The sequence below is a fragment of the Haladaptatus marinus genome (assembly GCF_051194195.1).
Genome location: NZ_JBLZNK010000007.1, coordinates 241,560 through 264,508, shown reverse-complemented (window position 1 = coordinate 264,508; position 22,949 = coordinate 241,560). Strand labels below are relative to the sequence as shown.

Genomic DNA, 22,949 nt, shown 5'->3' with positions numbered 1-22,949 from the left:
AATGGTTCTTGTTACTGATTGGATAAGGGTTTTCCCCGCCGACATCGAGGAGAGGTTATGGACGGCATCCACGACCTCGGTGGGATGGATGGATTCGACGACTTCCCACCAGACGAACCCGACGATGCGTCGCCGTTTCACCAAGACTGGGAAGGACGCGTCTACGCGCTGTTCGTCGCCGGTATCGCCAGTGGTGCGTTCAATCTGGACGAATTCCGCTACGCGCTCGAACAGCACAACCCCGAATTTTATCTGGAGAAGCCGTACTACGAGCGCTGGCTCACAGGCATTGAGTCGCTCCTCATCGACGCTGACGTCGTCGACCGTGACGAACTCGCAGACCGAGCAGCAGCGTTCGAGCGTGGGGAGGCCGAGATCTCCGACGAACCCGGTCCGTCGCTGGGCGAGCTCACCGAAGGAGTCGCTGAGGTCTACCAATCGGAACGCGAACCGGAAGATCCCGTTTTTGAACCCGGTGACGAGGTCGAGGTTCACAATAACCATCCTAAGGGCCACACCCGGTGTCCGAGATACATTCGTGGCATCCGGGGAACGATTCAGGCCCACCGGGGAACTCACGTCCTGCCGGATGCGAGTGCCCATGGCGAGGACCGCGCGGAACCACTCTACAACGTCAAATTCGACGCCGCCGACCTCTGGGGTGCCGACCACACCGATGCCGACGCCGTCCACATCGAACTCTGGGAAAGCTACCTTATGGAACCATGACCGACACATCCAATTCCATCACCGAGACGAACGACCTTCGTGACCACGACCCCGAGGCCCGAGCCAGGGCACTCCAATCACTGCTGACCGAGAAGGGATTGTTGAGCGCCGATGCCGTAGACGACGTGATTTCCACTTATGAGGAGGAGGTCGGCCCGTTGATCGGCGCGAAAGTAGTCGCGCGGGCTTGGATCGACCCTGAGTTCAAAGACCGTCTCCTCGAGAACGGAATCGAGGCAGTGGCCCAACTTGACGTGGAGGTCAGCAACGAGGTGATGGAACTGCGAGTCGTCGAGAACACACCCGAGACGCACAATCTCGTGGTGTGTACGCTCTGTTCGTGCTATCCGTGGGCAGTCCTCGGACTCCCGCCGACCTGGTACAAAACGCCAGCTTACCGCTCGCGGGCCGTCGACGAACCCCGGACACTGCTCCGCGAGGAGTTCGACACCGAGATTCCCGACGATGTCGAGTTGGAAGTGTGGGATAGTAACTCTGAGATTCGGTATATGGTGTTACCCCAACGCCCCCCCGGAACCAACCGGCTGAGCGAGACCGAACTCCGGGACCTCGTGACGCGCAACGCCATGTTAGGGGTGGAGCGGCTCGTATGACTGATTTCACGCCCGAACCCGGAGATGACGCACCGACGTTCGACGCCCCGTGGCAGGCTCGTGCATTTGCCCTCGCGGTTGCCCTTACCGACAACCAAGCCGATGAGACCCTCACGTGGCAGGAGTTCCAGACCCGTCTCGTCGAGGAAGTGAATGCCGACCGGGAGAACGGCGGACAGGAGGCGGTCTATTTCCGCCAATGGCTAACCGCGCTCGAACGGTCGTTGGTCGAACGAGGGATTCTTGACTACGGTGATCTCACGGCCCGCGTCGCGGCGTTCGAAAACGGTGACCGAGACGGCCACGAGTTCGTTGAAGGAGATCCCCACGCCCACGCAGACCGCTTGCCAGACAGCCACGCCGAAGGAAATCATCATGACCACGAAACTACTGCGAATAGCGGCGATAGACAGCGACACTGAGGTTCAGGTCACAAGGTTCCAATCTCCTTCGACGTCGATGCCCCCGGACTCGTCGAAGTGACCAACGAGAGCCACGAGAACCCCACAGACCACCAGTACACAGTCTCCATCGACGACGTGACTGAAGACCTGATGGCCTGTACGTGTCCGCACCACGTCCACCGCAACGCCTTCTGTAAACACATGACCGCCGTCGAAACCGCGACGGACGACGGAACACTCGACGCCTTCCCCTCCGAGGACAAAGAAGACGATACCGAACCAGAAGATTGCGACTGTGACGGCCTCGGTGACTTCCCGTGCTGGCCATGCGTGCGAACGGGACGGAAGGAACTACCGAACGAACCACCGCTTCAGTCCTTTTTATCCATGGCACGCCAATTGACGTTCTCGGATATCACCGACCAGCGAACGCTCACGGAAAGCGTGGATGCTGCGACCAATGATACACCCAAGACACCGACAGCCCTGCTCGACCGAGCACAACAGCATGCAGTGAACGTCGTCACCGAGCATTTCCCTGAAATCTATACCCATCCATAAATTAAAAGTGAGCTATCAGAAGCAGCGTTCATTTTCTACTGAATAGTCGTTCGATGATAGTTCGATTACTTGGTCGCTCCGCCAACAATACGGAACAATCGACTTCATTGAGAACGTCATAATGTAATGTATTTTTTACAAGCCGTGAAAGTAGTCCTTCCTCTGTTGCTCCGATGATTACTAGCGTATGGTCTTTCGATTCGCGCTTGATCGCCTCGCCGACATCCCCAGTATCGTTTATGACGAGCGAAGCAGTGTCTAAGTCGTTTTCTGTTGCCCAGTTAGAGAGAAACTGTTCACCTGAGTCACGTTCGTTGGGCCCATCTACAACGTGTAACAGGGTCACTGTTGATCCGAGAGCAGACACGAATTCCCGTGCTACTTCTGCACTTAATTCCGAATCAGGACCACCTGCAGTAGGTAACAAAATCCTCGAAGCATCCAGCTCCTGGCCCTTTAATACGAGAAAATCACATGGAAGATATTTCGTTAATTCGTCGATCGGCTTTTCTGCGCGTGCCTCCCCCCAGAGTCGGTCCGTATCCCATCCCATCACGACAAGATTTGTGTGCTCACGCTCAGCAACATCAAATACCTCCTGAAATGAACGATGAGAAACGACTGTAGACGTCTCGCAGGAAATATTATAAGAGTCAACAGTGTCACGAACACCGTCCATCAGTGCATCAGATTCAGCAATAATACGGTCTTGCTGATCATGATCGTAGCTCATCGAGGCACGGAGGGGTGTTTGAACGATATGAACCACATGGATCACCGCAGACTCCCGTCGACTGGCGAAAGTACTTGCTAGGTTTACCACTTCTAATTCGGTACGAGGATTCTCAATTGGAACCAAGATCCGGTAAGCATCGTTATCAGATGAAGCCATTTCACTAGTATCAATCATTGAAACGTATGAGCGTCCGACGAGATCCCCGAGTAACCACTCTCGAATCGAAAGCTGACGATCGATGCCTTCGAATCGAGCTGCTTCGAGTCGGCGTTCGCTCGTTTGGAAGTAGTTGACCACGGTTACTAATACAACCCCACCTACTGTATTGCCGAGTAGAACTGGAATAACGAACTGTGTGAGTCCGACAGAGATTCCAATGTCTCCTGCCAGCACTAAGTAGGTCATTTCAGTGAAAGAAACGACGACGTGAAAAAGGCCGCCTAATGGGATTGCAAGGAACGCTAAATACACGACTACTAGCCGTGAAATTGTATCACGAGAGGCATATACCACCCAAACAACTCCAGCGACTATCAATCCAGCAAAAACCGCTTTAAAAAACAACGATGATGGTGGCGTCTCGATCCCATTTTCGGCGTGGTGGAGAGCCGCAGCTGCTGCCTCTGGTGAAAAGACACCACCCCATGTAAGTGCGATTGCTCCGATGGCACCTCCTGTGAAGTTACCGGATAGTACGATAAGCCAGTGACGTAATAGAGCTGGAATGCTTGCCAGTCGTTCGATTGTCAAAGCGACTGGTGGGAGCGTGTTCTCGGTATATAGTTGATACCCACCGAGTATAATGTAGATGAATCCAAGTGGATACAGTAGTGCACTAAAAAGTGGATTACCGCCCATCGTAGCAGTCATTGACGAATAGAGAAGAAAGGTGATTGTAATCGCAAACCCTCCTGCGAGAGCCCCGAAGAATAATTCGCGAGAGGTTGACGTTATTTCCTCGTCAGCAGCTGCAATAATCCGTTGGAAAATTTCATCTGAAGAAAAACGGTCTCGGACCACTGCTCCAACTGCGGGAGCACCGCTCCGAGAGCTTTCAACAGCATCACGAACAGTCTCTCGGTCCGAGTCCGAATCCGAGTCTGACATCATAGTCTATAATGTCCGACAAGCTATACGAATTGTGTTCTATTACTGATTATTTGGTCCCTTCACACACCGGAACGCCCACTACAAACACATGGCTGCCGTCGAAAACGCGACCGACGACGGGACCCTCGACGCCTTCCCCTCCGACGAAGACGAGACCGAACCCGAAGACTGCGACTGTGATGGTCTCGGTGACTTCCCGTGCTGGCCGTATGTACGAACGGGACGGAAGGAACTGCCGAACTAACCACCGCTTCAACCCTTTTTTATCCATGACACGCCAATTAGCGTTCTCAGATCTAACCAACCAGCGAACGCTGACGGAAAGCGAAGATTAGGAATGAGACTATTAGAGTTTAGACTATAATAGTTTCACCACTAACTTCGAAGCACATACATACCCCGTGTATCTACAGTATGTATGGAACAGTTCGTCAATCGCGTCAAGGAACTTGACCGACTCAAAACGCTGTATGATAGCGAACAAGCGGAACTCGCGATCATCTACGGCCGTCGGCAAATCGGGAAGAGCGAACTCGTTCGACAATCCGTTATCGATCGAAACGATGTCGTCTACTATCAGGCTGTCCAAGGGACTCCTACCACCCAACTTTCTCGCTTCGTTGAAGCAGCTGACTCAACATTTCCCGGCATTACATCCGTCAAAGAAGAGTGGGAACCACTTCTTACACACCTCGTTGCGAGAGACGCGATCATCATTATCGACGAGTTTCCGTATCTCATTGAATCAGACGAGAGCCTCCCCTCTATCGTGCAACACCTGTGGGATACCGGCGTGGACGACAGTCAAGCAACGCTCGTCCTGACAGGGTCAGCGATCGGTATGATTCATACTTATTTGCTCGATGGCGGTGCGCCACTCTATGGCCGTGTCTCCCAGACACCGAACGGTCGAATGGAACTCACACAACTCCCCTTCCGGTCGGTCCAAGAATTCGTTCCGGGATACAATCCGGAGGATCGTGTATTCGTGTATGGTGTCTTCGGTGGCACACCGCGCTATCTAGATCCACTCGACGCATCACGATCGCTCGGAGAGAATATCACACAATTATTGTGTGACCCGGATGGGCCACTCCATAACGAGCCAGAAACAGTGCTCCAAATGGAACTCAATGAGGTAAACACGTATTTCTCGGTACTAGAATCGATGGCGAGCGGAAATCGAAGCCGAAACGAAATCGCACAGGGGGCCGGAATTGAGAGTACCAATACGTCCTATTATTTCGACCGTTTGGAAACGCTTCAGATCATCGAAAAACATCATCCAGCACTCGCTGACCCAACGCGAAGCAAACGAACGCGATACAAGATCCGAGATCCCGTCTTTCGTTTTTACTTCCGGTATCTGTACGGCCGTGGTGGTCAATATGAACTCTATGGCGAAAATGCATACAAGGATCTTATCGAACCAGAGTTGCCGGACTTCGTGAGTGAAACGTTTGAAGAGCTTTGTCACGATGCGCTCCCTGCATTATATTCTGGATATACGTTCACACGGGTGCCAAGTCAGTGGTGGTACAAAGGACGCGAAATCGATGTCGTCGCCCCGACTGACGAGTCGGAACTTCTCGTCGCTGAAGCCAAGTTCACAAATGCTCCACTCGGGTATGATATCCTCAACAATCTCGAAGAGACAGTCGAGTATATCGACTGGACACCGAAGACGGGCGGCAGTCCATCGTATGAATACGCATTATTCAGCCGGTCAGGATTCAAATCATCCGTGGAAGGAGCTGCTGACGATCGTACTGACCTTCGCCTTTTCAATCTCAATGATGTTGTAGGTACACTTGAGACAGACGAAACACGGTGAACACCACTCCCCCATCTCCATCGACGACGTGACCGAGGAACTGATGGCCTGCACGTGCCCGCACCACGTCCACCGCAACGCCTCCTGCAAACACATAGCCGCTGTCGAAAACGCAACAAACGACGGGACGCTTGAGGCTTTCCCGTCGAAGGACGACGAGGACAACGAAGACGACACAGAATCGGCAGAGTGCGACTGTGACGGCCTGAATGGCTTCCCGTGCTGGCCGTGTGTTCGTGCGGGTCGCAAAGAACTCCCGAACTAATCCCATCTCACCTTTTCATTTATGTCACGCCAAACAACGCTGTCCGATGGTGCCCAGCGAACGCTAACTGAGTGTGCGGATACGACCGAACGTGAGGACGACTGAGCGCAACCTGCTCGACCGAGCGCAAGTACATGCAGCGGACGTCGCGGTTGAGCATTTCCCGGACCTACCGGTTGAAGCGATTGAGTGGGACGTGTCCCACCGCGCGAAACGGCAGGCAGGCGTCACTAAGTACGACTCGACACGGACGTGATTACGATCACGCTCAGCTGGGACGCTTTCGAGCAACACGGCTGGGAGCAATTCAATCAGTAATCTACTCGCTTCTTCGAACGACAACAGTATCTCCAGCGACGGAAATGCAGCACCCGTTAAAGCTGAACGTCACCGAATTCTCCTTGTGGTCGGTTCGTCTACTCGATTCACTGAAAAGGCCGTCAAGGTGAACAGGATCCATCACAGAGTAGAGTGGATCAAGGTCGATCACTGGCGTGTTCGTAAGGGCAGCAGTTGCCCGAACGACGGCTTCACTCGGTGATTCTCCCTCCCCGATTTCATAAGTGAGTTCGGTGGCTTGGGTGGCAGTCTCGTTATCGTCTGATGAATCATTTGTCATTGTTACGAATGGATTTCACTTTGGAAATCTGCACTCTGGTAGTCGAGGTGGTCGAGTCGTGATCCAAGCAATTCTCGAACGAGGACGACCAGTGGGTTGTCTTCGCCGTCTCCAACCATTGCTCTCTCCTCTGGGTAACTGCCATCAGAGTTCGGCTCATCCAAAATGGCGAGCATGACCTTTCGGCGGTCGACGAAAACCAGGCGACCGACCCTCGGGTACCCCGATGGCGCTCTCAACCATGCACGTTGGGGTTCCCAAAGCGTGACTTCGGGCAGACGTTTGCGACAGAGATCGCAGACCTCGGGATTCTGTGACCCCAAATACAGCTCTACACCTCGGTTGATAGCGTCTTCCGCGTGGCTAAGACACTCCTCTTCGAGCAAATCAGTGCTGACGTACATGCAGAACAGTTCTTCCTCCGCCTCGTCGGCAAGTTGTCTGCCGTACTCGATTGTTGCCTGATGGCCTTCGAGGATCCCGATCGAGTTCTCGGTAGATTGCGAATCAGTCGAGAACCTCGCCAGCAACTGGTCAAAAACGTCCTCGTCGAGCCAGTCGATCTCAGGTACTACATCGGTACGAGGCGAAACGATGTTCTCCTCTAAATCGTAGTCAATTACCCCGTATTCTGCAAGTCTTGGGAGAGAGTTATGATGCAACGAGAGCCGTTCCTGTTTGAGCTGACGTTCGTACTCGTCAGCGCTGATCATCGTCTCGTCTCGTTTGACTAGCTGTTCGGCCAGCTCGGTCACGTGGAGCGGCCTTTTGGCATCTTCAAGCACAGCCAGTATCTCCCGATAGTGGGGATCGGATAGAATAGCCGTCCTATTTCGACGCACATTGCTAGTCATATTATTCCAACGCAATAGCTCAACACCGATAAGTCGTCTGGCCCGTAACAGACTGTAGTAAGACCGGCAAGCTAATGGCCTGTACATGTCCGCACCACGTCCACCGCAATGCCTTCTGCAAGCACATGACCGCCGTCGAAACCGCGACCGAGAACGGAACACTCGACGCTTTCCCGTCCGAGGACTACGAAGACGATGCCGAACCAGACGACTGCGACTGTGAGGATCTCGGTGGCTTCCCGTGTTAAGAATGCGTAAAAACGGATCGGCAAGAGATTCCAGAGTAACTCCTCTCTCAGCCCCTCTTCTCTATAGCCTGTCAACAAACGCTTCCGTAAATCGCTGATCAGTGTCCACTCATGAAGTGTATCCACACTGTAATCGCTAAGAGTGACAACTGTATCGCGCCAGGGACACCGCCGGCTTTTCCGTCTGGGCGCGTACGTAGTGCAGATGAGAATGTTATGACAAGTACCGTGCCGATTCACTCACTAGAACGAGCGAGACGGCCGAATTTGATGGGAGGAAACGAAGGATCAAGAACGAGTGATAGACCGATTCTCACATGAAGGCGGTATGGGGTTGACTGTCAGAATCTACCCGAGGACGTACTCGAGGATGGGGTAGCGCTCGACGAGCGCCTGACCGCCGATCTTGTACTGTTCGATGTACGTGTCGAGGCCGAGGATCCGGCCGGCACCGAACGCTGCAACGGCGAGGAATACGAGCATGTACGCGAAGTCACCGTTGATGACGCCGTGAGCGATGTCCCAGTTCCCGAAGTAGAACATGAGCATCATGAGCGCGCCGAAGAACGCCGCAAGACGGACGAACGCGCCGACGAGCAGTCCAAGACCGATGAACAGTTCGCCCCACGGGACAGCGACGTTCGCGAATTCGACGAACCACGGGGTCGAGCCCATCCAGGCGAATAGGCCTGCGATCGGGTTGCCGTTGGTCGCCGCGACGTTGGTTAGGTAGCCACCGGCCGAGAACGGTTCGGCGGCGACGATTTTCGTGAATCCCGAGTATGCGAACGCCCAACCCATCATGAGCCGAAGCGCGAGGACGAACCAAGCTGAGAGGCTGTGAGCACGGGTTCCAACCGTGTAGCCACCGATGGTGCTTTCGAAGGTGTTGCGAGTGTCTGGAGAGATGGTGGATGCAGTCATGGTATCGGAAGAAAAACTTCCTATCTTCTAAAACAACGTTAAAGTATATAAGTGTATTTAGATAGGCTGTGTCATGGATTTGTATTAGTTATAAAAATTATTTAGCACCGCTATCGACTCATTTTTGTCTCGGTGAATGGCAACGAGAGTGAAGATACTGAGACACCTATCGACGACGAGAGCGGGCCACCGGAGGACTGTGACTGCGATGGCCTCGATGGCTTCCCAGGCTGTCCATCGTGAAAGCGAGCCGGAAGGAACTGCCGAACAAACCTGCGCTTCCGTTTTAATCCATGTCTCGATAATTCTCAGTGGCGCCAATTTGTCAAACAAACTCCAATCACAGAGTTATATATCGATATTTATTGCGGGATAGATTAATAATCTGTTTAAAGCTTTTAGAATGAAAACATATATGGCTGAGTTGCTGGTATCTCATACCAGACTATAGAACTACTTCATCGATTACGTGACGCCTTCACTCCGGAAGAGGCCGCTCAGCAAACGGAAAAGCAAGTCCGAACAACCGGTGATATTTTTGAATGTGAAGACTGTGGTACAACGTTCATTTCAAAGCCAACCCAGTGTTCAAACTGCGATCATAACGAGTTTCGGAATCACGGCAGCTGTTAATATTCTGCTCAATCCAGACGTCCTAGGCTGAGTTCGCTTTGACATTCTCCCTTCGCTAAAGCGCGAGAATTCACACGAGTTGGGATATTCGGGGTCCCGATTGACAACTCTCCGAGTTTTAATAAAATATTCTTAACACAATTTGGAGCAAGAATTTTCCCCGGAGTGGTGGTCGAATCCACAATCACTATCGTCGACGATTGGCTAGACGTTGATGGGAAACATGGCGACATTAGACACTATCTTCGACTTATTCAGTACGAAGCGGCGACGATACGCACTATACTATCTCGATCAACAGAGTGGAACAGTAACGGTTGATGAGGTTGTGGAGTATGTTGCAAATCACGAAAACGACGCGACTGATGAAACAATTCCTGACGAGCAGTACGATCGGATCGAACTCTCTCTTCGCCAGGTGCATATCCCAAAAACAACTGAAATTGACTCGATTGAATACGATCGCAATGAAGGAGAAATTACCATTCAGGGGACGCCAACCGAATTTGACGCAATTGTGACCGTCGCGAAGGTTCTCGAACACGCCGATTGAGCCGAGTAGATAACGCTTCAATGGCGATCTCAGCAGGATACTTTCGAGATCTAGCAGTCAAAGTAGTTTGCTAGGGAGATTTCGAAGAGCGTCCAGGCACTTACAGAGGTCACAAAGTACGACCCGACAACGGACGAGGTTATGATCACGCTGACCTGGACGCCCTACGAACACCACGGCTGGGAGCAATTTAGCGAAACTGTCCGACATGAACTCCTTCACGCCCGGCAGTACCACGAGTTTGGCGACGCCGATCACGAGGCAACATTCACCCGCTGGACGGACGCTCTCGATACTTCGCAACACTGCGAACGCTTCACTGCACCCAAGTGGTGGCTGGTGTGCGAGGACTGCGGCGGTCGGATTCCGCGCTATCGCCGCTCGAAAACAGTGCGCAACCCCGAGCAGTACTGCTGTAGTGAGTGCGGTGGGTCACTGCGCGCCGAGAAAGGCGATAGTCACTGCCCGAATTCGGAGTAAGTAGCTCCCACCGAGACCGTACATTATGGGGGATCTGGTTGCTGGAGGCGTGTGAGATCGCCAGCATCCACCGCATCCCGCCAGAGTTGGAGGACAGCGAGAGTGACGAGTCGCACTGCTGTGACGTCGATACAGGAGGGAACAGCATCACCATGGGTTGCATCTGGTGGTTCGTGAAAGTGGTTTGTGGGGAGGTCTCGTCGAGGATGGTAGTCGTAGCGATAGTTGAAGACGTCTCCTTCGGTGTAATGATAGCGGTAGTAGTGTTTGTCCGTCCACGTGATATCAAACCGGCCGCTATCTGCGGTAATGCCGTCTGCAACGTAGAGATGAAGCGTCTCTGGATTCAGAGCGTTATCAAACCCTGAATCGGTAATGAGTGGTTCGTACTCTTCGGCAACTGTTCGTGCTCTCTTCATGAGATCCTGGTCCGGAGCGCCTGTATCGACATACGTCCAATCGTCCGTCATGGATCAGGCTTCCGCGAGCCGATGGGCTTCATCTACTTGGAGCGCAGCTTTTGCGAGAGCGAGATTCTGTCTCGTTGCTCTCCACTTCCCGATATCTTTCCACCCGTTATCACCGGGCTCAAGCTTGATTGCGAGATCCTCTGGATTCTCGACGTCGTAAGTTTCTCGAAACTCCTGCAACGTCTCGTTCATCTCTTGGATGCCTGCAATGAGATCTCGATGCGAGTGGGTCCTGCGGAGTTCTTCAATACGGTTGTTGATGCGGTGGCCTTCATTCCGCTTGTATAGCGTTGTACGCCCATCCTGGCGAGTGCTACCAATACCTTCGTCGACGAGTTCAGTCAGGTATTTTCTAGTGGTTGGCTCACTCACCAGGGCCTGCTTCGCGATGACACTAGCTTTTGTGTACTCTGTGGTTTCGGTGAGTATCTCTTTGACTCGCTCTCTGCCTGTTGTGGTGGCTTTCCATTCCTCTTTGACTTGCTCGTTGATATCGGTCATACGTAATACTGAGTGCCACTACGTAAAATAGTTTTCTCAAGGTCGTATTTCTTATCTACTGGTGCCGAATTTACTGGATTTTTCTTGACTATATTATAGCCCGTGAAGCTGACAAGACGGCACAGAAACGCGCACAGGCCGACCAATTCGCCTTCGACACCGATGCCCCCGGACTCGTCGACGTCACCAACGAGAGCCACGAGAGCCCTGCAGCCCACCAGTATACCGTCTCCATCGACGACGTGACTGAAGAACTGATGGCCTGTCCGGGTCCGCATCACGTCCACCGAAACGCCTACTGCACACACATGGCCGCCGTCGAAAATGTAACCGATGACAGAACACTTGACGCCTTCCCCTCCGAGGTCGAAGACGATGCCGAACCAGAAAACTGTGACTGCGATGGCCTCGGTGGGTTCCCATGCTGGCCGTGCGTGCACACGGGACGGAAGGAACTACCGAACTAACCTGCTTCAACTACCATTTGCGTATTCCAATACGGTTAAGGCAATCGGAGCACTATCAACCGAATATGAGCGACCAATCACGTACAGATTCTGGCCACTATGCCGAAACAATTACGCTTGAACGCGTATTCCGTGTCTTCGATCAAATCGAGGGTCCGACGATCACTTCGCGTGACGTTGCCGACGTTCTCGACTGTTCAACGGAGGCCGCTCGACAAAAACTCGGCCAGCTACATGAACAAGGGCGTATCCATCGACGCAAATCAGGACGAACCGTCCTGTGGTGGCGGGCGGATGATACTCAAGCAGCGACCGAATTCGATCCCGATGATCCACTCTTTGCAGAGCCACCATCCTTTGCAAGTGAGGAACCGACAGATGCTGCAAACGTCGACGAATATCTCTATGGTTCAATCGAAGCGAATTCTGACGACGAATAATGCCGCCAAGTACATCTACCGCTGACGCTGCTCGTTCTCTCTTTGTTGATACCGGCGCGCTCTTTGCCGTCTTCAATCCAAACGACGAGCGACATGATGCTGCTCGCGTCGTCATGCAGAAGATTCGAACAGGTGAGGCTCCATACCGCCCGCTCTATATTAGTAGCTTTGCGGTCGGCGAACTTGCAACACTGATGCTTCGGAAACTGGGCCACGATGCAGCTGTTGAGGGGATTCAACGCATTCGTGAATCACCAAATTTGATAATTCTCTATCCTGGACCAGCGGCGTTCGCAAACACGTGTGCGGAATTTAGTCGATATGATGATCAGCAAATATCCTTTGTGGATCACATGACTGGTGTGTTGGCAGATGAACGAGATGCTACTCATGTATTTGCCTTCGATAGTGATTTCCGAACCCTCGGGCTCACAGTTGTCCCAGAGGATGTTGGTATCTTGTGAACTGTACTAGCTCACTCACAGAGCGTATTCACAGTTGCTCATCACAATCGGCGATTTTCTAGTTTACATGACCAACGAGTCGTTTGCTTGTACGTGCCCGCATCCTGTTTACTCCCAATCCTCCTACAAGCACACGGCTGCCGTCGAAAATGCAACTAACGACGGGACGCTTGAGGCCTTCCCCTCAGAGGACGAAGACGAGCGTATCAGTGGCCCGTACACTGGCTACGACAAGTACGGCAACGTCGATCACACCTACTGGAAGTGTGAGAACTGTGGCGCGGAGGCCACCCGGAAGGACGCACTCACTGACTGCTGCTAACCTCGTCTCACTTTTTCATTTATGCCACGCCAAACAACGCTGGCCGATGGTGCCTAGCGAACGCTAACCGAGTGTGCGGCTGGTTCGACCGAGCGCAAGCGCACGCGGCGCAACATCCACCATCCTCGGCGCGTTACTGAATACATGGTTGAGAGAGTAGATTCCGCGAGGAAACGAATGCAGGCCTCTCCAGAAGCCATCTACCAAGCTTTCGCAGAGCCCGGTGCCATGGAACGTTGGCTTCCTCCGGGCAACATGACCGGCGAAATGCTCCACTTCGACTTCCGCGAAGGAAGCACGTACCGAATGCGGCTCACCTACAAGGACCAGCAGGCCGGACAGGGTAAGACATCGGAAGCATTCGACGAGATGGAAGTACGTTTACCTCGACTTGAACCAAACCATCGAATTGAGCAGGAAGTCCTCTTCGAGAGCGACGACCCGGCGTTCGAGGGAACCATGCGTATGGTCTGGACGTTCGAGCCCGCGGACAGTGGAACGATCGTGACCGTCCGCGCCGAGAACGTGCCAGCAGGCATCCAGCCGGAGAACCACGAGGCAGGAATGAAATCGACACTCGACAACCTCACGGCATTCGTCGAACAGGACGGCTAGTTGGTTAGCGGGAACCGAGGGAACACTACATTACAGTATAACGATTGTTCCTGCGGTCGACAAATTCCATCTAAGAATGAGGACACCTCTTGTTGAAATAAAATCTATTCTGACTCCTCAATTATCTCTATAGATTGTCGGGTGTCCATTGGGACTGCGATTCGGGTATACGATATCGGAACAGCAGACGAGGCTCTCCAAATTGCGATCGCCGACAGTGGTGGTTCCTCAGCCGATTGTTTCCCTGATAGTGAAACATGAGGAAATCCAGATCAAATGGTCTCGATAGCGGGTAACCTACCACACGCCAATCATACACCTCGTGAGTAACTAGGCTTTCGTAGCATGACAAAGGAAGAGTGTGTTGAGTGGAGGTGCATACGATGTGGCGAACCATTCGATGCACCGGATACACAGACGGCTACGTGCCCCTACTGTGGAACCATGTTGAAGATCCCTGACGAAGCGTGGGAGTACTACCAATCGGATGAAAATGAAGAATAGAGCAAGCAGATTCATCGCAGTCTCTCTCAAGAGATGAGTATCCAGCCCTGGATCAACTCGTTCGCATCGAAACGAATTCAAAAATGACTGTTCTACCGAGGATCGACCGACAGCTGAACTGCCATCTCGTTTTTTTTTTACATTGTCGGACACTGGACATCGTTCCTCGACTCGCTGCGCTCCTGCTTCGACCGTTTCTATATCAAAACAAACAATACTGTGAGACCCGTCTTCTATTCTTGCCGATTTAATATGTTGTCTCGGACTTCATCTGAAGAGTTATACGTTTTCTCGTCGGCTGAACCAAGCACTTCTTCGATGGATTGTGTGCCGTCGACTGATTCGACCTCATAGTCGCCAAATGCGGAAACTAACTCATCTCCTGTTAGTGGATAGTCCTGTTCTTCGAGGGCCTGATCGAACTCACCGAGTTCGCCACTTTCTGCTCGGTCTTCAACCGAAGGTCAATCATCACTCATAAGAACGTAGTAGATCGCGAGCCAGAATAAAATATTGGCTAATTAGTCAAATGAAGACAGACGAGGAACGGATCAACGAGGATCCCAACATACACTCCTGTCTATCGTTAGCTTACCCACCAGCCTCATCAGGCTAGAGCACTCACTTTTAAATATGAGTTCAGACCAGCATCACCTACGTGATACAGACACAGAGGAACGGTTCGAGTTCAAGAAAGAACAGCGGGCCGCGGTCAAATCCGACAAGGGACTGACCGAAGAGGTCGTCCACCTCATCAGCGAGGACAAGGACGAACCCGAATGGATGCTCCAACGACGCCTCCGTGCACTGGAACATTACAAGAACATGCCCCTGCCGACGGACTGGCCCGGCCAGCCCGACCTCACGGAACTCGATGTCGAAGAGATCATTCCCTATATTCGCCCAGACGTCGACAAGCGTGAAGGGGCGGACAGCTGGGACGACCTCCCGGACGATATTAAGGACACCTTCGAGAAACTTGGCATTCCGGAAGCCGAGCGCAAGGCACTCTCGGGCGTCGGTGCCCAGTACGAGTCTGAAGTCGTCTACCAGAACATGCAGGAGCAGTGGGAGGAAAAGGGCGTTGTCTTCTGTAACATGGACGAGGCGGTTCAAGAGCACGAAGATCTCGTCAAGGAGTACTTCATGACGAAGTGCGTGCCGCCGAGCGACAACAAGTTCGCGGCACTCCACGGTGCCGTTTGGTCTGGCGGGTCGTTCGTCTACGTTCCCGAAGACGTGACAGTCCAGATGCCGGTACAGGCGTACTTCCGCATGAACTCTGAAGGGATGGGGCAGTTCGAGCACACGCTCATCATCGCGGAGGAAGGAAGCGAAGTTCACTACATCGAAGGGTGTTCCGCACCCAAGTACGGTAGCCACAATCTCCACTCCGGTGGCGTCGAAGTGTTCGTCGATGAGGACGCTCACGTCCAGTACTCGACCGTCCAGAACTGGTCGAAAAACACCTACAACCTCAACACCAAGCGTGCCATCGTCGAAGCCGGTGGCCGCATGGAATGGGTCTCTGGCAGCATGGGATCGAAGGTAACGATGCTCTATCCGTGTTCGATTCTCAAAGGTCGCGGTGCCTCCGCGAATCAGATTTCCATCGCATTCGCGGGCGAGGGTCAGAATATCGACACCGGCGCGAAGGTCTACCACAACGCCCCGAACACCAACTCGACCATCGAGTCGAAATCTATCAGCAAGGACGGCGGTCGCACGAACTACCGCGGCCTCGTCCACATCAGCGACGGTGCGGTTGACTCGTCCACGTCGGTCGAGTGTGACGCGCTGATGTTCGACAACGAGTCCACGTCGGACACCATGCCGTATATGGAGATCAACGAGGATCGCGTTGACGTTGCCCACGAGGCGACGGTCGGGAAGATCGGCGACGAGGACGTGTTCTACCTCCAGAGTCGCGGATTGGACGACGACGACGCGAAACAGATGATCGTGAGCGGGTTCATCGAACCCATCACGGAGGAGCTTCCCATCGAGTACGCGGTCGAACTCAACCGTCTCATCGAACTCGAAATGGAAGGCAGTCTTGGCTGATCTTTTTGAGATAAGGATTAGAGCGAATCATCGTATTGATCAGCCGGATCCTGCTGATCATCGACAGCCTGCGTAAATAGATCTTCAGTTAGTTCCTCTTCGGATTCACTCTCCGTATCCTGAGCCGACACACCGAGTGACAGAAGTTTTTTAATTGCTTGTTCTCGATTCAGAAAATCACCTTGTTCGACAAGGCGATCAATATCACTCTTGATACGGTCAGGCAAGGCTACCTCAAGCGTGACCATAGACACACTCTGGTCTAGAGACAGATTAGCTCTCGGGCTGGTTTCTCGATGCGTAGTGTGCTATTCCTCGGTTATTGCTGTTTTTACTCTTTCCTACGGACAACCCCGAAATCCATGAGTACAAAACAAACCGCAGCCCGTAACACTGCCGAGACGGCACAGAAACGCGCACAATGGGAACAATTCGACTTCGACGTCGAAGCTCCCGGACTCGTCGACGTCACCAACGAGAGCCACGACAAGCCCGCAGACCACCAGTACATCGTCTCCATCGACGATGTGACCGACGACGCAATGGCCTGTACGGGCCCGCACCACGTCCACCGCAATGCCTTCTGCAAACACATGGCCACCGTCGAAAACACAACCGATGACGGGACGCTTGCGCCATTCCCCTCCGAGGACGACGACGATGCCGAACCGGAAGACTGCGACTGTGACGGCCTCGGAGGCTTCCCGTGCTGGCCATGCATGCAAACGGGACGGAAGGAACTGCCGAACGAACCACCGCTTCAGCCCTTTTTATCCATGACACGCCAATTGACGGTCTCGGCTATCATCGACCAGCGAACGCTCACCGAAAGCGCGAACGCTGTGACCGACGATACACCGGAGACACCGACGGCCCTCCTCGACCGAGCACGGCAGCACGCAACGAACGTCGCCGCCGAACACTTCCCTGACCTGCCGGTCGAAACGATCGAAATCACACCAAACTGATAAAAAGATGGACGCCTCGCTTGCCTGGATCCATGAGTTCGTTGCCCAAGATGACTGTTTCACTGCACTCGCAAATCATGATGCCGCTGTAGGATCAGTCACAATCGGTTGACCGCTTCGAATAACCGAAATCGGAGTCCATCGGTGCTGGGTGGATTATGTTCCGCACTCATTCGAATACTACACTCTCGGTTCAGAGGGAGTCGAGCTGTGTTTTGAGGTCGGTGAGGAGGTCTTGTGAATCTTCGATTCCTGTAGAAATTCGGATTAAAGTATCTGAAATCCCCATTTCGGTTCGAACTCGTTTACTTACTTCAGCATGGGTCATCGTACCCGCATGTGCAATGAGTGATTCGACACCACCGAGGCTAGCGGTGAGTGCAAAGTGGTCGAGTCCCTCAAGGACGTATTTCACATCATCCCGATCTCCATTGAGTTCAAACGAGAGCATCCCACCATACCCCGACATCTGTGACTTTGCCAATTCGTGTTGTGGATGGGATTGCAGACCGGGATAGTGTACATCCGAGACGGTTTTATGATCGGTGAGGAATTCGGCTAATTCCTGTGCGTTCCGTTCGTGTTCTTTCATTCGCTGGGGAAGTGTCTTCAGACCACGGAGAATGTCATAGGAATCAGAGGGAGACTGGTTTGCGCCGGTTCCATATTTTTGGACGTGGTGAAATCGATTATGGAGGTCTGGATCATCGGTCACGATTGCACCTCCAGTGACGTCACTGTGCCCGTTCAGATACTTCGTGGTACTATGAACCACGACATCAACACCGAATGACATTGGTCGTTGAAAGTACGGGCTCATAAACGTATTATCGACCGCGATCACGGTCTCGGAGGTTGCGGTCGACTTCGCGATGGAACTAAGATCACACAGTTTCATCAGCGGATTTGTGGGAGTTTCTAACCAGAGTAAGGCAGTCTCCTCTCGAACTGCGTCGAGGATAGATTCCGTGTCAGTCGGGTCTACATAGTCAATGTCAATTTCGAATTCAGCAAAGATATCTGCAAACAAATTCCGCGTGCCGCCATAGAGCGAATCCAGGGTTACGACGTGATCTCCCGGTCGGAGCAGCGCCCATCCAACAGTTGCGATCGCTGCCATCCCGGATGATACTGTCAGTCCATAGTTGGCATTCTCGAGAGTCGCGATTCGTTGGGCTAGCTCGTTACATGTTGGATTTTTATTGCGAGAATAAACGTACTCGTCTCTCGGCTGTTCGATCTCGTCACGGACGAACGTCGATGTGTGATGCAGTGGTGGGACGAGATCCCCGAATCTCTCACTATTTTGTGTTTCTGATGTATCTCCGTGTATCGCTTTTGTCGAGAAGGAAACATCATCTGACTCTGAGTCATTATCTCCTGTCATAGTGAAAGAGGCGTTCCGAGGGTTGTTAAACATTCTCAGGAATTCTAGCGTGTCTGGTTAGCTGTCTGCTAGATTTCCAGATTTACTTGGCTTTCAACCGGACCACTCACGAATAAACCTAAGAGGAAAAATGCGCTCTCTATTCAACAAGCAGATTTAGTTGAGTCTGTATGTTGGGACATTGAGACGCTCGATGATGGCCGTTTGTTCCCCTACAAAAGCGCTGCTATATGTGGGAGCTACTGGACTATGAGGTAAGGGACTTCAAACCAACAGGTCCCCTCTTGTTGCCACTCGTTATGCTAGATTTTCATCTAATCCAAGGAAGACAGCGAGGAGGAGGTAGGAACGCAGGCCGCCACTGTCTTTAGTCATTGTCAAGACAGTCGCCCCAACTATTGTTCACATCTCTCATATGACACCACGTCCTCTTTTCCGTACCGTATGCGCGGTTTCGGTCTGACAGCCACCATCGTCAGCGTCATCGCACGAATACTTCGAGACGCCACCCCTGCTCATTCCAATGGCGTTGACGCTCGTACTATTTGTTTGACCAAGAACTACCGAACTAATCCAATTTTCAGTCTTTTTGTCCCTAGTACGGTAGGTGCCACTCTCGACGCCACTCTACCTACGCCCTAAATGAATCAGCGTGAGTCTCTCCGTGCTAATTCAGTCGAATATCGGCGAAGGATCTGTTTGCCGGTCAGAGTCACAGATGAGAATGTGTCCATCCTGCCGGACGAACACGTTCCAGTGATCAAGTGAGTAACTAAGGAGTGCTGATTGGGATCCATCTGAGTGATCGAATAATTGGTCAAGGGCATCAAGGTCAATCTCCTCAAGCAGCGGATCGAGTTCTAATGGGTCGACGTCTTCGACTTCAGCGAGTCCGTCAATGATCGCTGCAGAAGGGGGTATTTCGCCTTCTGGCTTTGCCCACGTTTTGTATGTCGGGGTACAGGAACAGTGAAGAGACAGTTGTTGGGGCGCCATCAAATCAAGACTAGCAAACTGGATGACTTGTATCAACCGCTTCAGCCCTTTTTATCCATGACACGCCAAGTGACGGTCTCGGATAGCACCGACCAGCGAACGCTGATGGGGAGTGTAGATTTCACGATCTTCGCAAAAAGTGTACTAACTTGTTTTCGGGCGAATTTCTCTAACGACGAACAGCACATCATTGAAACAGGAAGCCCGTCCGCAACGCGCGAAGCGCGTAGGGTGGGGTAGTTCACGTAAAAGGGCTAAGCTGTCCGAGCACCTATACTATGTATGACCTCCGGTATCGACAGCATCGAGTTCCTGGCCCGGTCGCCTCACCGTGTCGGAGTCCTCGAAGCATTGATGGATGGATCGACCGACCGTCGGGACCTGTGCGAGATCACTGGAGCCTCCTCTCCGACGGTCGGTCGGGTGCTCGCCGACTTCGAGAACCGCCAGTGGCTCGTCCGAGATGGCCCGACGTACGCGCTTACTCCCCTTGGGGAATATGTCGGCGACCGGTTCTTGGCCCTCCGAGACGCGATGGAGATCGAACAGAAGCTCCGTGATGTCTGGCCGTGGCTTCCACACGAGATGCCGGGGTTCAGCGTCGACCTATTTGCCGATGCGGTGGTCTCGTTCCCCGGCCCGGGATACCCGTACGAGCCCGTTGAGCGACTCGGGCAGCTCATTGCGTCGACCTCGTCAATGCGCGGGTTCGACAGTATCGTCTACAAGTCGAGCAACCTCGAGACAGCCTGCCGGGAGATTCTCAAGGGAATGCAATTTGAGTATGTGTTCACACCAGAAGCTCTGGAAGGGACATTTACTTGGAACCCCGACCGGATGTTGGAGGTCGTCGCCTGCGAGAACGCGACTGTCCTCGTCCACGACCAACTCCCTGACGGCGACCGATGCGGCCTCGGTATCGTGGACGACCGGGCAGGCATTTGCTGTCACGACGTTGAGACTGGAGCACTGGTGGCGGTTATCGATACCGATGCGTCAGAGGCCCGCGAGTGGGCAATCTCGGTCTTCGAGCAGGTTCGCAAGGAGGCGACGCCGGTCGACCCAAGCGCCTTCGAGTCGTCTATGTCACCAGAATAATACCAGTGACGACCGCCGATGTCAGCCATCATTCGCTGACATGACCGCGTGTCGACCCAACTTGGGATTTCACCCCCTGAAATCCTGCACACGGCATCATGACGACCGTTCGCCGCCAACACTCACCGAGGAACCAGGACATGACCGAACGTTACGAGACCGTCGTTATCGGCGGCGGTCAGGCCGGACTCGCAACCGGGTACTACCTGCAGTCATGCGACCAGGACTTCGTCATTCTCGACGCGGGCGACCGTGTTGGAGATCCGTGGCGAACACGCTGGGACTCACTCCGGGTGTTCACGCCAGCCCGTTTCACCAGCCTGCCGGGAAAGGCCTTCCCGGGATCGCCATCCGAATTTCCTGGCAAGGACGCGGTGGCTGACTACCTCGAGAGCTACGCCGAACACTTCGACCTGCCCGTCGAACTCGGCGTTCGCGTCGATGGCCTCAAGCGCAATGGCTCGAGCTACCTAATCACTGCAGGCGACAGGCAGTATTCAGCCGACAACGTTGTGGTGGCAATGGCGAGCTACCAGGTTCCGACAATCCCTGACTTCGCGGACGAGCTAGCCGACGACGTCGTCCAGCTGCACTCGAGTGGCTATCGAAACCCCGACCAACTGCAGGACGGCAATGTGCTCGTCGTCGGCGCGGGGAACTCCGGTGCCGAGATCAGCCTTGACCTCGCCGACGAACACGAGACGTGGTTATCAGGTCGGGACGTCGGCCACGTTCCGTTCCACGTTAACTCAAAATTCGGCCGATATATTGGGGTTCCGCTCGTGATGCGTGTACTCTACCATCGAGTGCTTACCACTGACACGCCCGTCGGCCGCCGTATGCGACCAAAGCTACTCTCCCAGGGCGGTCCGTTGGTTCGCACCAAGCCACAGGATTTGGCCGCTGCGAGCGTCGAGCGGGTGCCCCGGATGACAGATGTCCGCGACGGCTACCCTGTGGTCGGTGATGGCCAGATTCTCGACGTTACAAACGTCATCTGGTGTACGGGGTTTCAGCCCGATTTCTCGTGGATCGATCTCCCCATCTTTGATGGCCAAGTGAATCCCAAGGAACCCATCCACGAACGCGGTGTCGTATCTGATGCTCCTGGGCTCTACTTCGTCGGTCTATTCTTCCTCTACGCGCTGACGTCGTCGCTATTCACTGGTGTCGGCCGGGACGCAGAGTATGTTGTAGACCATCTAATGTCGCGGCCACACCCCTCTAGCACTGGTCGACTATCGGCTTAGACTGTTTGCAAGCGGCCGAACTGACCACCGCTTCAGCTCTTTTTATCCATGTCTCGCCAAGTGGCGTTCTCGACTATCACCAACCAGCGAACGCTCTCGGTGAGGTTTGATAGCCCACTTGAACAGTGGCTTTCAGTAATTCTTGATTCTCTCGACTATCACCGCTACCCTCTATAGCCACTCTAATTACTACGCTTGTACAACGACACTCAGTCATTCTCGATTATTCAAGAGCATACAAACATATATGAGACTGCGCTCCAAACACTGTAGCGAGGTGAAGAGGATGGCTACCCCACCACAGGACGGTGTCACGTCATGGACCGAGACGATGAGTGCACGCGAACGCATCCGCTCAGTGGTTAAAACGCTTCGTGAGCCTCGTTCGATCAATTGGATAAGCGAGCAAGCCGATGCAGCTTGGAGCACGACGAACCAAGAGCTACAGAACCTTGTTGACCAGGATCGCTTGCAGCGCGTCAAGGTTGGTGACACCACGCTTTATCAGCCGGACTATACTCGGCTACTCTTCGACGATATCCGCACCCTTATCGAAGAGAACGCTCGCGAGGAACTCCGTAGCGAACTAATAGCGATCACCGAGGAAATCGAGGCGTGGCAGGCAACGTATGCTGTTGAGACGTGGGAGGAACTCGAACAGTCACTCGCGGATGGCAACCTATCGAGTGCCGAGCTCCGCGAACGGCGTGATGTGATCGGATTCTGGCGCGAAAACGAACAAGACCGCCAACTTATCAAGCACGCACTGGAGCTCTATTCGGATGTTGAAATAGCTCGTGAGCAGATGACTGACGCAGTTGATCGAGCAACAAGCTAAT

At 53.3% G+C, this 22,949-nt stretch carries 30 protein-coding genes and 1 pseudogene; 21 read left to right on the top strand and 10 right to left on the bottom strand.

The window, feature by feature from the left end; genetic code table 11:
• Positions 1–57 precede the first annotated feature (57 nt).
• Genes nthB through ACN2TU_RS23330 form a run of 4 tightly spaced genes read left to right on the top strand, consistent with a single transcriptional unit; the run spans position 58 to position 2,308 of the window.
• Positions 58–729: a nitrile hydratase subunit beta gene (nthB, locus tag ACN2TU_RS23345; protein ID WP_435158854.1), complete on the top strand. Its 672-nt coding sequence runs from the start codon at positions 58–60 to the stop codon at positions 727–729.
• On the top strand, positions 726–1,343 hold the full coding sequence (gene nthA / locus ACN2TU_RS23340; RefSeq protein ID WP_435158853.1) for a nitrile hydratase subunit alpha: 618 nt from the start codon (positions 726–728) through the stop codon (positions 1,341–1,343). Before nthB ends, nthA begins: the two co-directional genes overlap by 4 nt.
• Positions 1,340–1,765, top strand: a complete 426-nt coding sequence (locus ACN2TU_RS23335; RefSeq protein WP_435158852.1) for a nitrile hydratase accessory protein — start codon at positions 1,340–1,342, stop codon at positions 1,763–1,765. Before nthA ends, ACN2TU_RS23335 begins: the two co-directional genes overlap by 4 nt.
• 57 nt (positions 1,766–1,822) lie before the next feature.
• A complete protein-coding gene (locus tag ACN2TU_RS23330; RefSeq protein WP_435158850.1) occupies positions 1,823–2,308 on the top strand; it encodes a hypothetical protein in 486 nt (161 codons plus the stop codon).
• A gap of 28 nt (positions 2,309–2,336) precedes the next feature.
• On the opposite strand, the gene ACN2TU_RS23325 is transcribed toward ACN2TU_RS23330, so the two are convergent.
• Positions 2,337–4,151 carry a formate/nitrite transporter family protein gene (locus ACN2TU_RS23325; RefSeq protein WP_435158973.1) on the bottom strand — a complete coding sequence of 605 codons (1,815 nt, stop codon included), beginning with the start codon at positions 4,149–4,151 and terminating at the stop codon, positions 2,337–2,339.
• Between the two features lie 91 nt (positions 4,152–4,242).
• Between ACN2TU_RS23325 and ACN2TU_RS23320 the strand changes: the two genes are divergently transcribed.
• The 4 genes from ACN2TU_RS23320 (at position 4,243) to ACN2TU_RS23305 (ending at position 6,509) form a co-directional block, all read left to right on the top strand.
• Positions 4,243–4,398, top strand: coding sequence for a hypothetical protein (locus ACN2TU_RS23320; protein ID WP_435158849.1), 156 nt, complete (start codon positions 4,243–4,245; stop codon positions 4,396–4,398).
• Between the two features lie 174 nt (positions 4,399–4,572).
• Positions 4,573–5,988, top strand: a complete 1,416-nt coding sequence (locus tag ACN2TU_RS23315) for an ATP-binding protein (protein ID WP_435158848.1) — start codon at positions 4,573–4,575, stop codon at positions 5,986–5,988.
• Positions 5,966–6,253, top strand: coding sequence for an SWIM zinc finger family protein (locus ACN2TU_RS23310; protein ID WP_435158847.1), 288 nt, complete (start codon positions 5,966–5,968; stop codon positions 6,251–6,253). Before ACN2TU_RS23315 ends, ACN2TU_RS23310 begins: the two co-directional genes overlap by 23 nt.
• A 91-nt stretch (positions 6,254–6,344) precedes the next feature.
• The gene (locus ACN2TU_RS23305) at positions 6,345–6,509 is read left to right on the top strand and encodes a hypothetical protein (RefSeq protein WP_435158845.1); all 165 of its coding nucleotides are present in this window, start codon (positions 6,345–6,347) and stop codon (positions 6,507–6,509) included.
• Between the two features lie 63 nt (positions 6,510–6,572).
• Here ACN2TU_RS23305 and ACN2TU_RS23300 read toward each other — a convergent pair whose 3' ends face one another.
• Together ACN2TU_RS23300 and ACN2TU_RS23295 are read right to left on the bottom strand one after the other, a co-directional pair.
• Complete coding sequence (locus tag ACN2TU_RS23300; RefSeq protein WP_435158844.1) at positions 6,573–6,872, bottom strand: HalOD1 output domain-containing protein; 300 nt, start codon at positions 6,870–6,872, stop codon at positions 6,573–6,575.
• A 2-nt stretch (positions 6,873–6,874) separates the two neighbouring features.
• Entirely contained in the window at positions 6,875–7,726 is an 852-nt protein-coding gene (locus ACN2TU_RS23295; protein WP_435158843.1) for a DUF7344 domain-containing protein, read from the bottom strand.
• Between the two features lie 74 nt (positions 7,727–7,800).
• On the opposite strand from ACN2TU_RS23295, the gene ACN2TU_RS23290 reads away from it, so the two are divergent.
• On the top strand, positions 7,801–7,974 hold the full coding sequence (locus ACN2TU_RS23290; RefSeq protein WP_435158841.1) for a hypothetical protein: 174 nt from the start codon (positions 7,801–7,803) through the stop codon (positions 7,972–7,974).
• 348 nt (positions 7,975–8,322) lie between these two features.
• Here the strand turns inward: ACN2TU_RS23290 and ACN2TU_RS23285 are convergent, their stop codons facing one another.
• On the bottom strand, positions 8,323–8,898 hold the full coding sequence (locus ACN2TU_RS23285; RefSeq protein ID WP_435158839.1) for a DoxX family protein: 576 nt from the start codon (positions 8,896–8,898) through the stop codon (positions 8,323–8,325).
• Positions 8,899–9,754: 856 nt separating this feature from the next.
• Here ACN2TU_RS23285 and ACN2TU_RS23280 point away from each other — a divergent pair.
• Complete coding sequence (locus tag ACN2TU_RS23280) at positions 9,755–10,084, top strand: DUF7344 domain-containing protein (RefSeq protein ID WP_435158837.1); 330 nt, start codon at positions 9,755–9,757, stop codon at positions 10,082–10,084.
• A 141-nt stretch (positions 10,085–10,225) separates the two neighbouring features.
• Complete coding sequence (locus tag ACN2TU_RS23275; protein WP_435158835.1) at positions 10,226–10,564, top strand: SprT-like domain-containing protein; 339 nt, start codon at positions 10,226–10,228, stop codon at positions 10,562–10,564.
• Positions 10,565–10,587: 23 nt separating this feature from the next.
• Here ACN2TU_RS23275 and ACN2TU_RS23270 read toward each other — a convergent pair whose 3' ends face one another.
• Positions 10,588–10,983 (bottom strand): toxin-antitoxin system TumE family protein, encoded by a 396-nt coding sequence (locus ACN2TU_RS23270; protein WP_435158833.1) that lies wholly within the window; start codon positions 10,981–10,983, stop codon positions 10,588–10,590.
• A gap of 54 nt (positions 10,984–11,037) precedes the next feature.
• Complete coding sequence (locus ACN2TU_RS23265) at positions 11,038–11,535, bottom strand: winged helix-turn-helix domain-containing protein (protein WP_435158832.1); 498 nt, start codon at positions 11,533–11,535, stop codon at positions 11,038–11,040.
• Between the two features lie 242 nt (positions 11,536–11,777).
• Between ACN2TU_RS23265 and ACN2TU_RS23260 the strand changes: the two genes are divergently transcribed.
• The 5 genes from ACN2TU_RS23260 to ACN2TU_RS23240 all read left to right on the top strand — a co-directional run bounded on the left by ACN2TU_RS23260 (position 11,778) and on the right by ACN2TU_RS23240 (position 13,843).
• A complete protein-coding gene (locus ACN2TU_RS23260) occupies positions 11,778–12,002 on the top strand; it encodes an SWIM zinc finger family protein (protein ID WP_435158831.1) in 225 nt (74 codons plus the stop codon).
• Between the two features lie 65 nt (positions 12,003–12,067).
• Complete coding sequence (locus ACN2TU_RS23255) at positions 12,068–12,442, top strand: DeoR family transcriptional regulator (protein ID WP_435158830.1); 375 nt, start codon at positions 12,068–12,070, stop codon at positions 12,440–12,442.
• A complete protein-coding gene (locus tag ACN2TU_RS23250) occupies positions 12,442–12,906 on the top strand; it encodes a type II toxin-antitoxin system VapC family toxin (RefSeq protein WP_435158829.1) in 465 nt (154 codons plus the stop codon). Before ACN2TU_RS23255 ends, ACN2TU_RS23250 begins: the two co-directional genes overlap by 1 nt.
• Before the next feature lie 67 nt (positions 12,907–12,973).
• Positions 12,974–13,228, top strand: a complete 255-nt coding sequence (locus ACN2TU_RS23245) for a DUF8118 domain-containing protein (RefSeq protein WP_435158828.1) — start codon at positions 12,974–12,976, stop codon at positions 13,226–13,228.
• A gap of 177 nt (positions 13,229–13,405) precedes the next feature.
• Positions 13,406–13,843 (top strand): SRPBCC domain-containing protein, encoded by a 438-nt coding sequence (locus ACN2TU_RS23240; RefSeq protein ID WP_435158827.1) that lies wholly within the window; start codon positions 13,406–13,408, stop codon positions 13,841–13,843.
• 737 nt (positions 13,844–14,580) lie between these two features.
• On the opposite strand, the pseudogene ACN2TU_RS23235 reads toward ACN2TU_RS23240, so the two are convergent.
• A pseudogene (locus tag ACN2TU_RS23235) lies at positions 14,581–14,766 on the bottom strand (DUF5789 family protein); the annotation flags it as partial.
• A 214-nt stretch (positions 14,767–14,980) separates the two neighbouring features.
• Here ACN2TU_RS23235 and sufB point away from each other — a divergent pair.
• A complete protein-coding gene (sufB, locus tag ACN2TU_RS23230; RefSeq protein ID WP_435158825.1) occupies positions 14,981–16,411 on the top strand; it encodes a Fe-S cluster assembly protein SufB in 1,431 nt (476 codons plus the stop codon).
• 17 nt (positions 16,412–16,428) lie between these two features.
• Here the strand turns inward: sufB and ACN2TU_RS23225 are convergent, their stop codons facing one another.
• Positions 16,429–16,659, bottom strand: coding sequence for a DUF7120 family protein (locus ACN2TU_RS23225; protein WP_435158824.1), 231 nt, complete (start codon positions 16,657–16,659; stop codon positions 16,429–16,431).
• 114 nt (positions 16,660–16,773) lie between these two features.
• On the opposite strand from ACN2TU_RS23225, the gene ACN2TU_RS23220 reads away from it, so the two are divergent.
• On the top strand, positions 16,774–17,379 hold the full coding sequence (locus ACN2TU_RS23220; protein WP_435158823.1) for a hypothetical protein: 606 nt from the start codon (positions 16,774–16,776) through the stop codon (positions 17,377–17,379).
• Positions 17,380–17,572: 193 nt separating this feature from the next.
• Here the strand turns inward: ACN2TU_RS23220 and ACN2TU_RS23215 are convergent, their stop codons facing one another.
• Together ACN2TU_RS23215 and ACN2TU_RS23210 are read right to left on the bottom strand one after the other, a co-directional pair.
• The gene (locus tag ACN2TU_RS23215) at positions 17,573–18,766 is read right to left on the bottom strand and encodes a trans-sulfuration enzyme family protein (RefSeq protein WP_435158822.1); all 1,194 of its coding nucleotides are present in this window, start codon (positions 18,764–18,766) and stop codon (positions 17,573–17,575) included.
• Between the two features lie 672 nt (positions 18,767–19,438).
• Positions 19,439–19,762 carry a HalOD1 output domain-containing protein gene (locus ACN2TU_RS23210; protein ID WP_435158821.1) on the bottom strand — a complete coding sequence of 108 codons (324 nt, stop codon included), beginning with the start codon at positions 19,760–19,762 and terminating at the stop codon, positions 19,439–19,441.
• Between the two features lie 282 nt (positions 19,763–20,044).
• Between ACN2TU_RS23210 and ACN2TU_RS23205 the strand changes: the two genes are divergently transcribed.
• From ACN2TU_RS23205 to ACN2TU_RS23195, 3 genes are all read left to right on the top strand, one after another.
• Positions 20,045–20,860: a helix-turn-helix transcriptional regulator gene (locus ACN2TU_RS23205; RefSeq protein WP_435158820.1), complete on the top strand. Its 816-nt coding sequence runs from the start codon at positions 20,045–20,047 to the stop codon at positions 20,858–20,860.
• A gap of 140 nt (positions 20,861–21,000) precedes the next feature.
• Complete coding sequence (locus ACN2TU_RS23200) at positions 21,001–22,110, top strand: flavin-containing monooxygenase (protein ID WP_435158819.1); 1,110 nt, start codon at positions 21,001–21,003, stop codon at positions 22,108–22,110.
• A 286-nt stretch (positions 22,111–22,396) separates the two neighbouring features.
• Positions 22,397–22,948 carry a DUF7342 family protein gene (locus tag ACN2TU_RS23195; RefSeq protein ID WP_435158818.1) on the top strand — a complete coding sequence of 184 codons (552 nt, stop codon included), beginning with the start codon at positions 22,397–22,399 and terminating at the stop codon, positions 22,946–22,948.
• The last annotated feature ends 1 nt before the right edge of the window (position 22,949 follow it).

Bases quoted from the DNA above. Each gene is read 5' to 3' on its own strand.
- ACN2TU_RS23220 (WP_435158823.1), top strand. From the start codon at position 16,774: ATGAGTACAAAACAAACCGCAGCCCGTAACACTGCCGAGACGGCACAG.
- ACN2TU_RS23225 (WP_435158824.1), bottom strand. From the start codon at position 16,659: ATGGTCACGCTTGAGGTAGCCTTGCCTGACCGTATCAAGAGTGATATT.
- ACN2TU_RS23325 (WP_435158973.1), bottom strand. From the start codon at position 4,151: ATGTCAGACTCGGATTCGGACTCGGACCGAGAGACTGTTCGTGATGCT.
- ACN2TU_RS23290 (WP_435158841.1), top strand. From the start codon at position 7,801: ATGGCCTGTACATGTCCGCACCACGTCCACCGCAATGCCTTCTGCAAG.
- ACN2TU_RS23200 (WP_435158819.1), top strand. From the start codon at position 21,001: ATGACCGAACGTTACGAGACCGTCGTTATCGGCGGCGGTCAGGCCGGA.
- ACN2TU_RS23270 (WP_435158833.1), bottom strand. From the start codon at position 10,983: ATGAAGAGAGCACGAACAGTTGCCGAAGAGTACGAACCACTCATTACC.
- ACN2TU_RS23320 (WP_435158849.1), top strand. From the start codon at position 4,243: ATGGCTGCCGTCGAAAACGCGACCGACGACGGGACCCTCGACGCCTTC.
- ACN2TU_RS23315 (WP_435158848.1), top strand. From the start codon at position 4,573: ATGGAACAGTTCGTCAATCGCGTCAAGGAACTTGACCGACTCAAAACG.
- ACN2TU_RS23280 (WP_435158837.1), top strand. From the start codon at position 9,755: ATGGCGACATTAGACACTATCTTCGACTTATTCAGTACGAAGCGGCGA.
- ACN2TU_RS23275 (WP_435158835.1), top strand. From the start codon at position 10,226: ATGATCACGCTGACCTGGACGCCCTACGAACACCACGGCTGGGAGCAA.
- ACN2TU_RS23300 (WP_435158844.1), bottom strand. From the start codon at position 6,872: ATGACAAATGATTCATCAGACGATAACGAGACTGCCACCCAAGCCACC.
- ACN2TU_RS23295 (WP_435158843.1), bottom strand. From the start codon at position 7,726: ATGACTAGCAATGTGCGTCGAAATAGGACGGCTATTCTATCCGATCCC.
- ACN2TU_RS23195 (WP_435158818.1), top strand. From the start codon at position 22,397: ATGGCTACCCCACCACAGGACGGTGTCACGTCATGGACCGAGACGATG.
- ACN2TU_RS23285 (WP_435158839.1), bottom strand. From the start codon at position 8,898: ATGACTGCATCCACCATCTCTCCAGACACTCGCAACACCTTCGAAAGC.
- ACN2TU_RS23205 (WP_435158820.1), top strand. From the start codon at position 20,045: ATGACCTCCGGTATCGACAGCATCGAGTTCCTGGCCCGGTCGCCTCAC.
- ACN2TU_RS23210 (WP_435158821.1), bottom strand. From the start codon at position 19,762: ATGGCGCCCCAACAACTGTCTCTTCACTGTTCCTGTACCCCGACATAC.
- ACN2TU_RS23265 (WP_435158832.1), bottom strand. From the start codon at position 11,535: ATGACCGATATCAACGAGCAAGTCAAAGAGGAATGGAAAGCCACCACA.
- nthB (WP_435158854.1), top strand. From the start codon at position 58: ATGGACGGCATCCACGACCTCGGTGGGATGGATGGATTCGACGACTTC.
- ACN2TU_RS23335 (WP_435158852.1), top strand. From the start codon at position 1,340: ATGACTGATTTCACGCCCGAACCCGGAGATGACGCACCGACGTTCGAC.
- ACN2TU_RS23245 (WP_435158828.1), top strand. From the start codon at position 12,974: ATGACCAACGAGTCGTTTGCTTGTACGTGCCCGCATCCTGTTTACTCC.
- ACN2TU_RS23215 (WP_435158822.1), bottom strand. From the start codon at position 18,766: ATGACAGGAGATAATGACTCAGAGTCAGATGATGTTTCCTTCTCGACA.
- sufB (WP_435158825.1), top strand. From the start codon at position 14,981: ATGAGTTCAGACCAGCATCACCTACGTGATACAGACACAGAGGAACGG.
- ACN2TU_RS23255 (WP_435158830.1), top strand. From the start codon at position 12,068: ATGAGCGACCAATCACGTACAGATTCTGGCCACTATGCCGAAACAATT.
- nthA (WP_435158853.1), top strand. From the start codon at position 726: ATGACCGACACATCCAATTCCATCACCGAGACGAACGACCTTCGTGAC.
- ACN2TU_RS23250 (WP_435158829.1), top strand. From the start codon at position 12,442: ATGCCGCCAAGTACATCTACCGCTGACGCTGCTCGTTCTCTCTTTGTT.
- ACN2TU_RS23240 (WP_435158827.1), top strand. From the start codon at position 13,406: ATGCAGGCCTCTCCAGAAGCCATCTACCAAGCTTTCGCAGAGCCCGGT.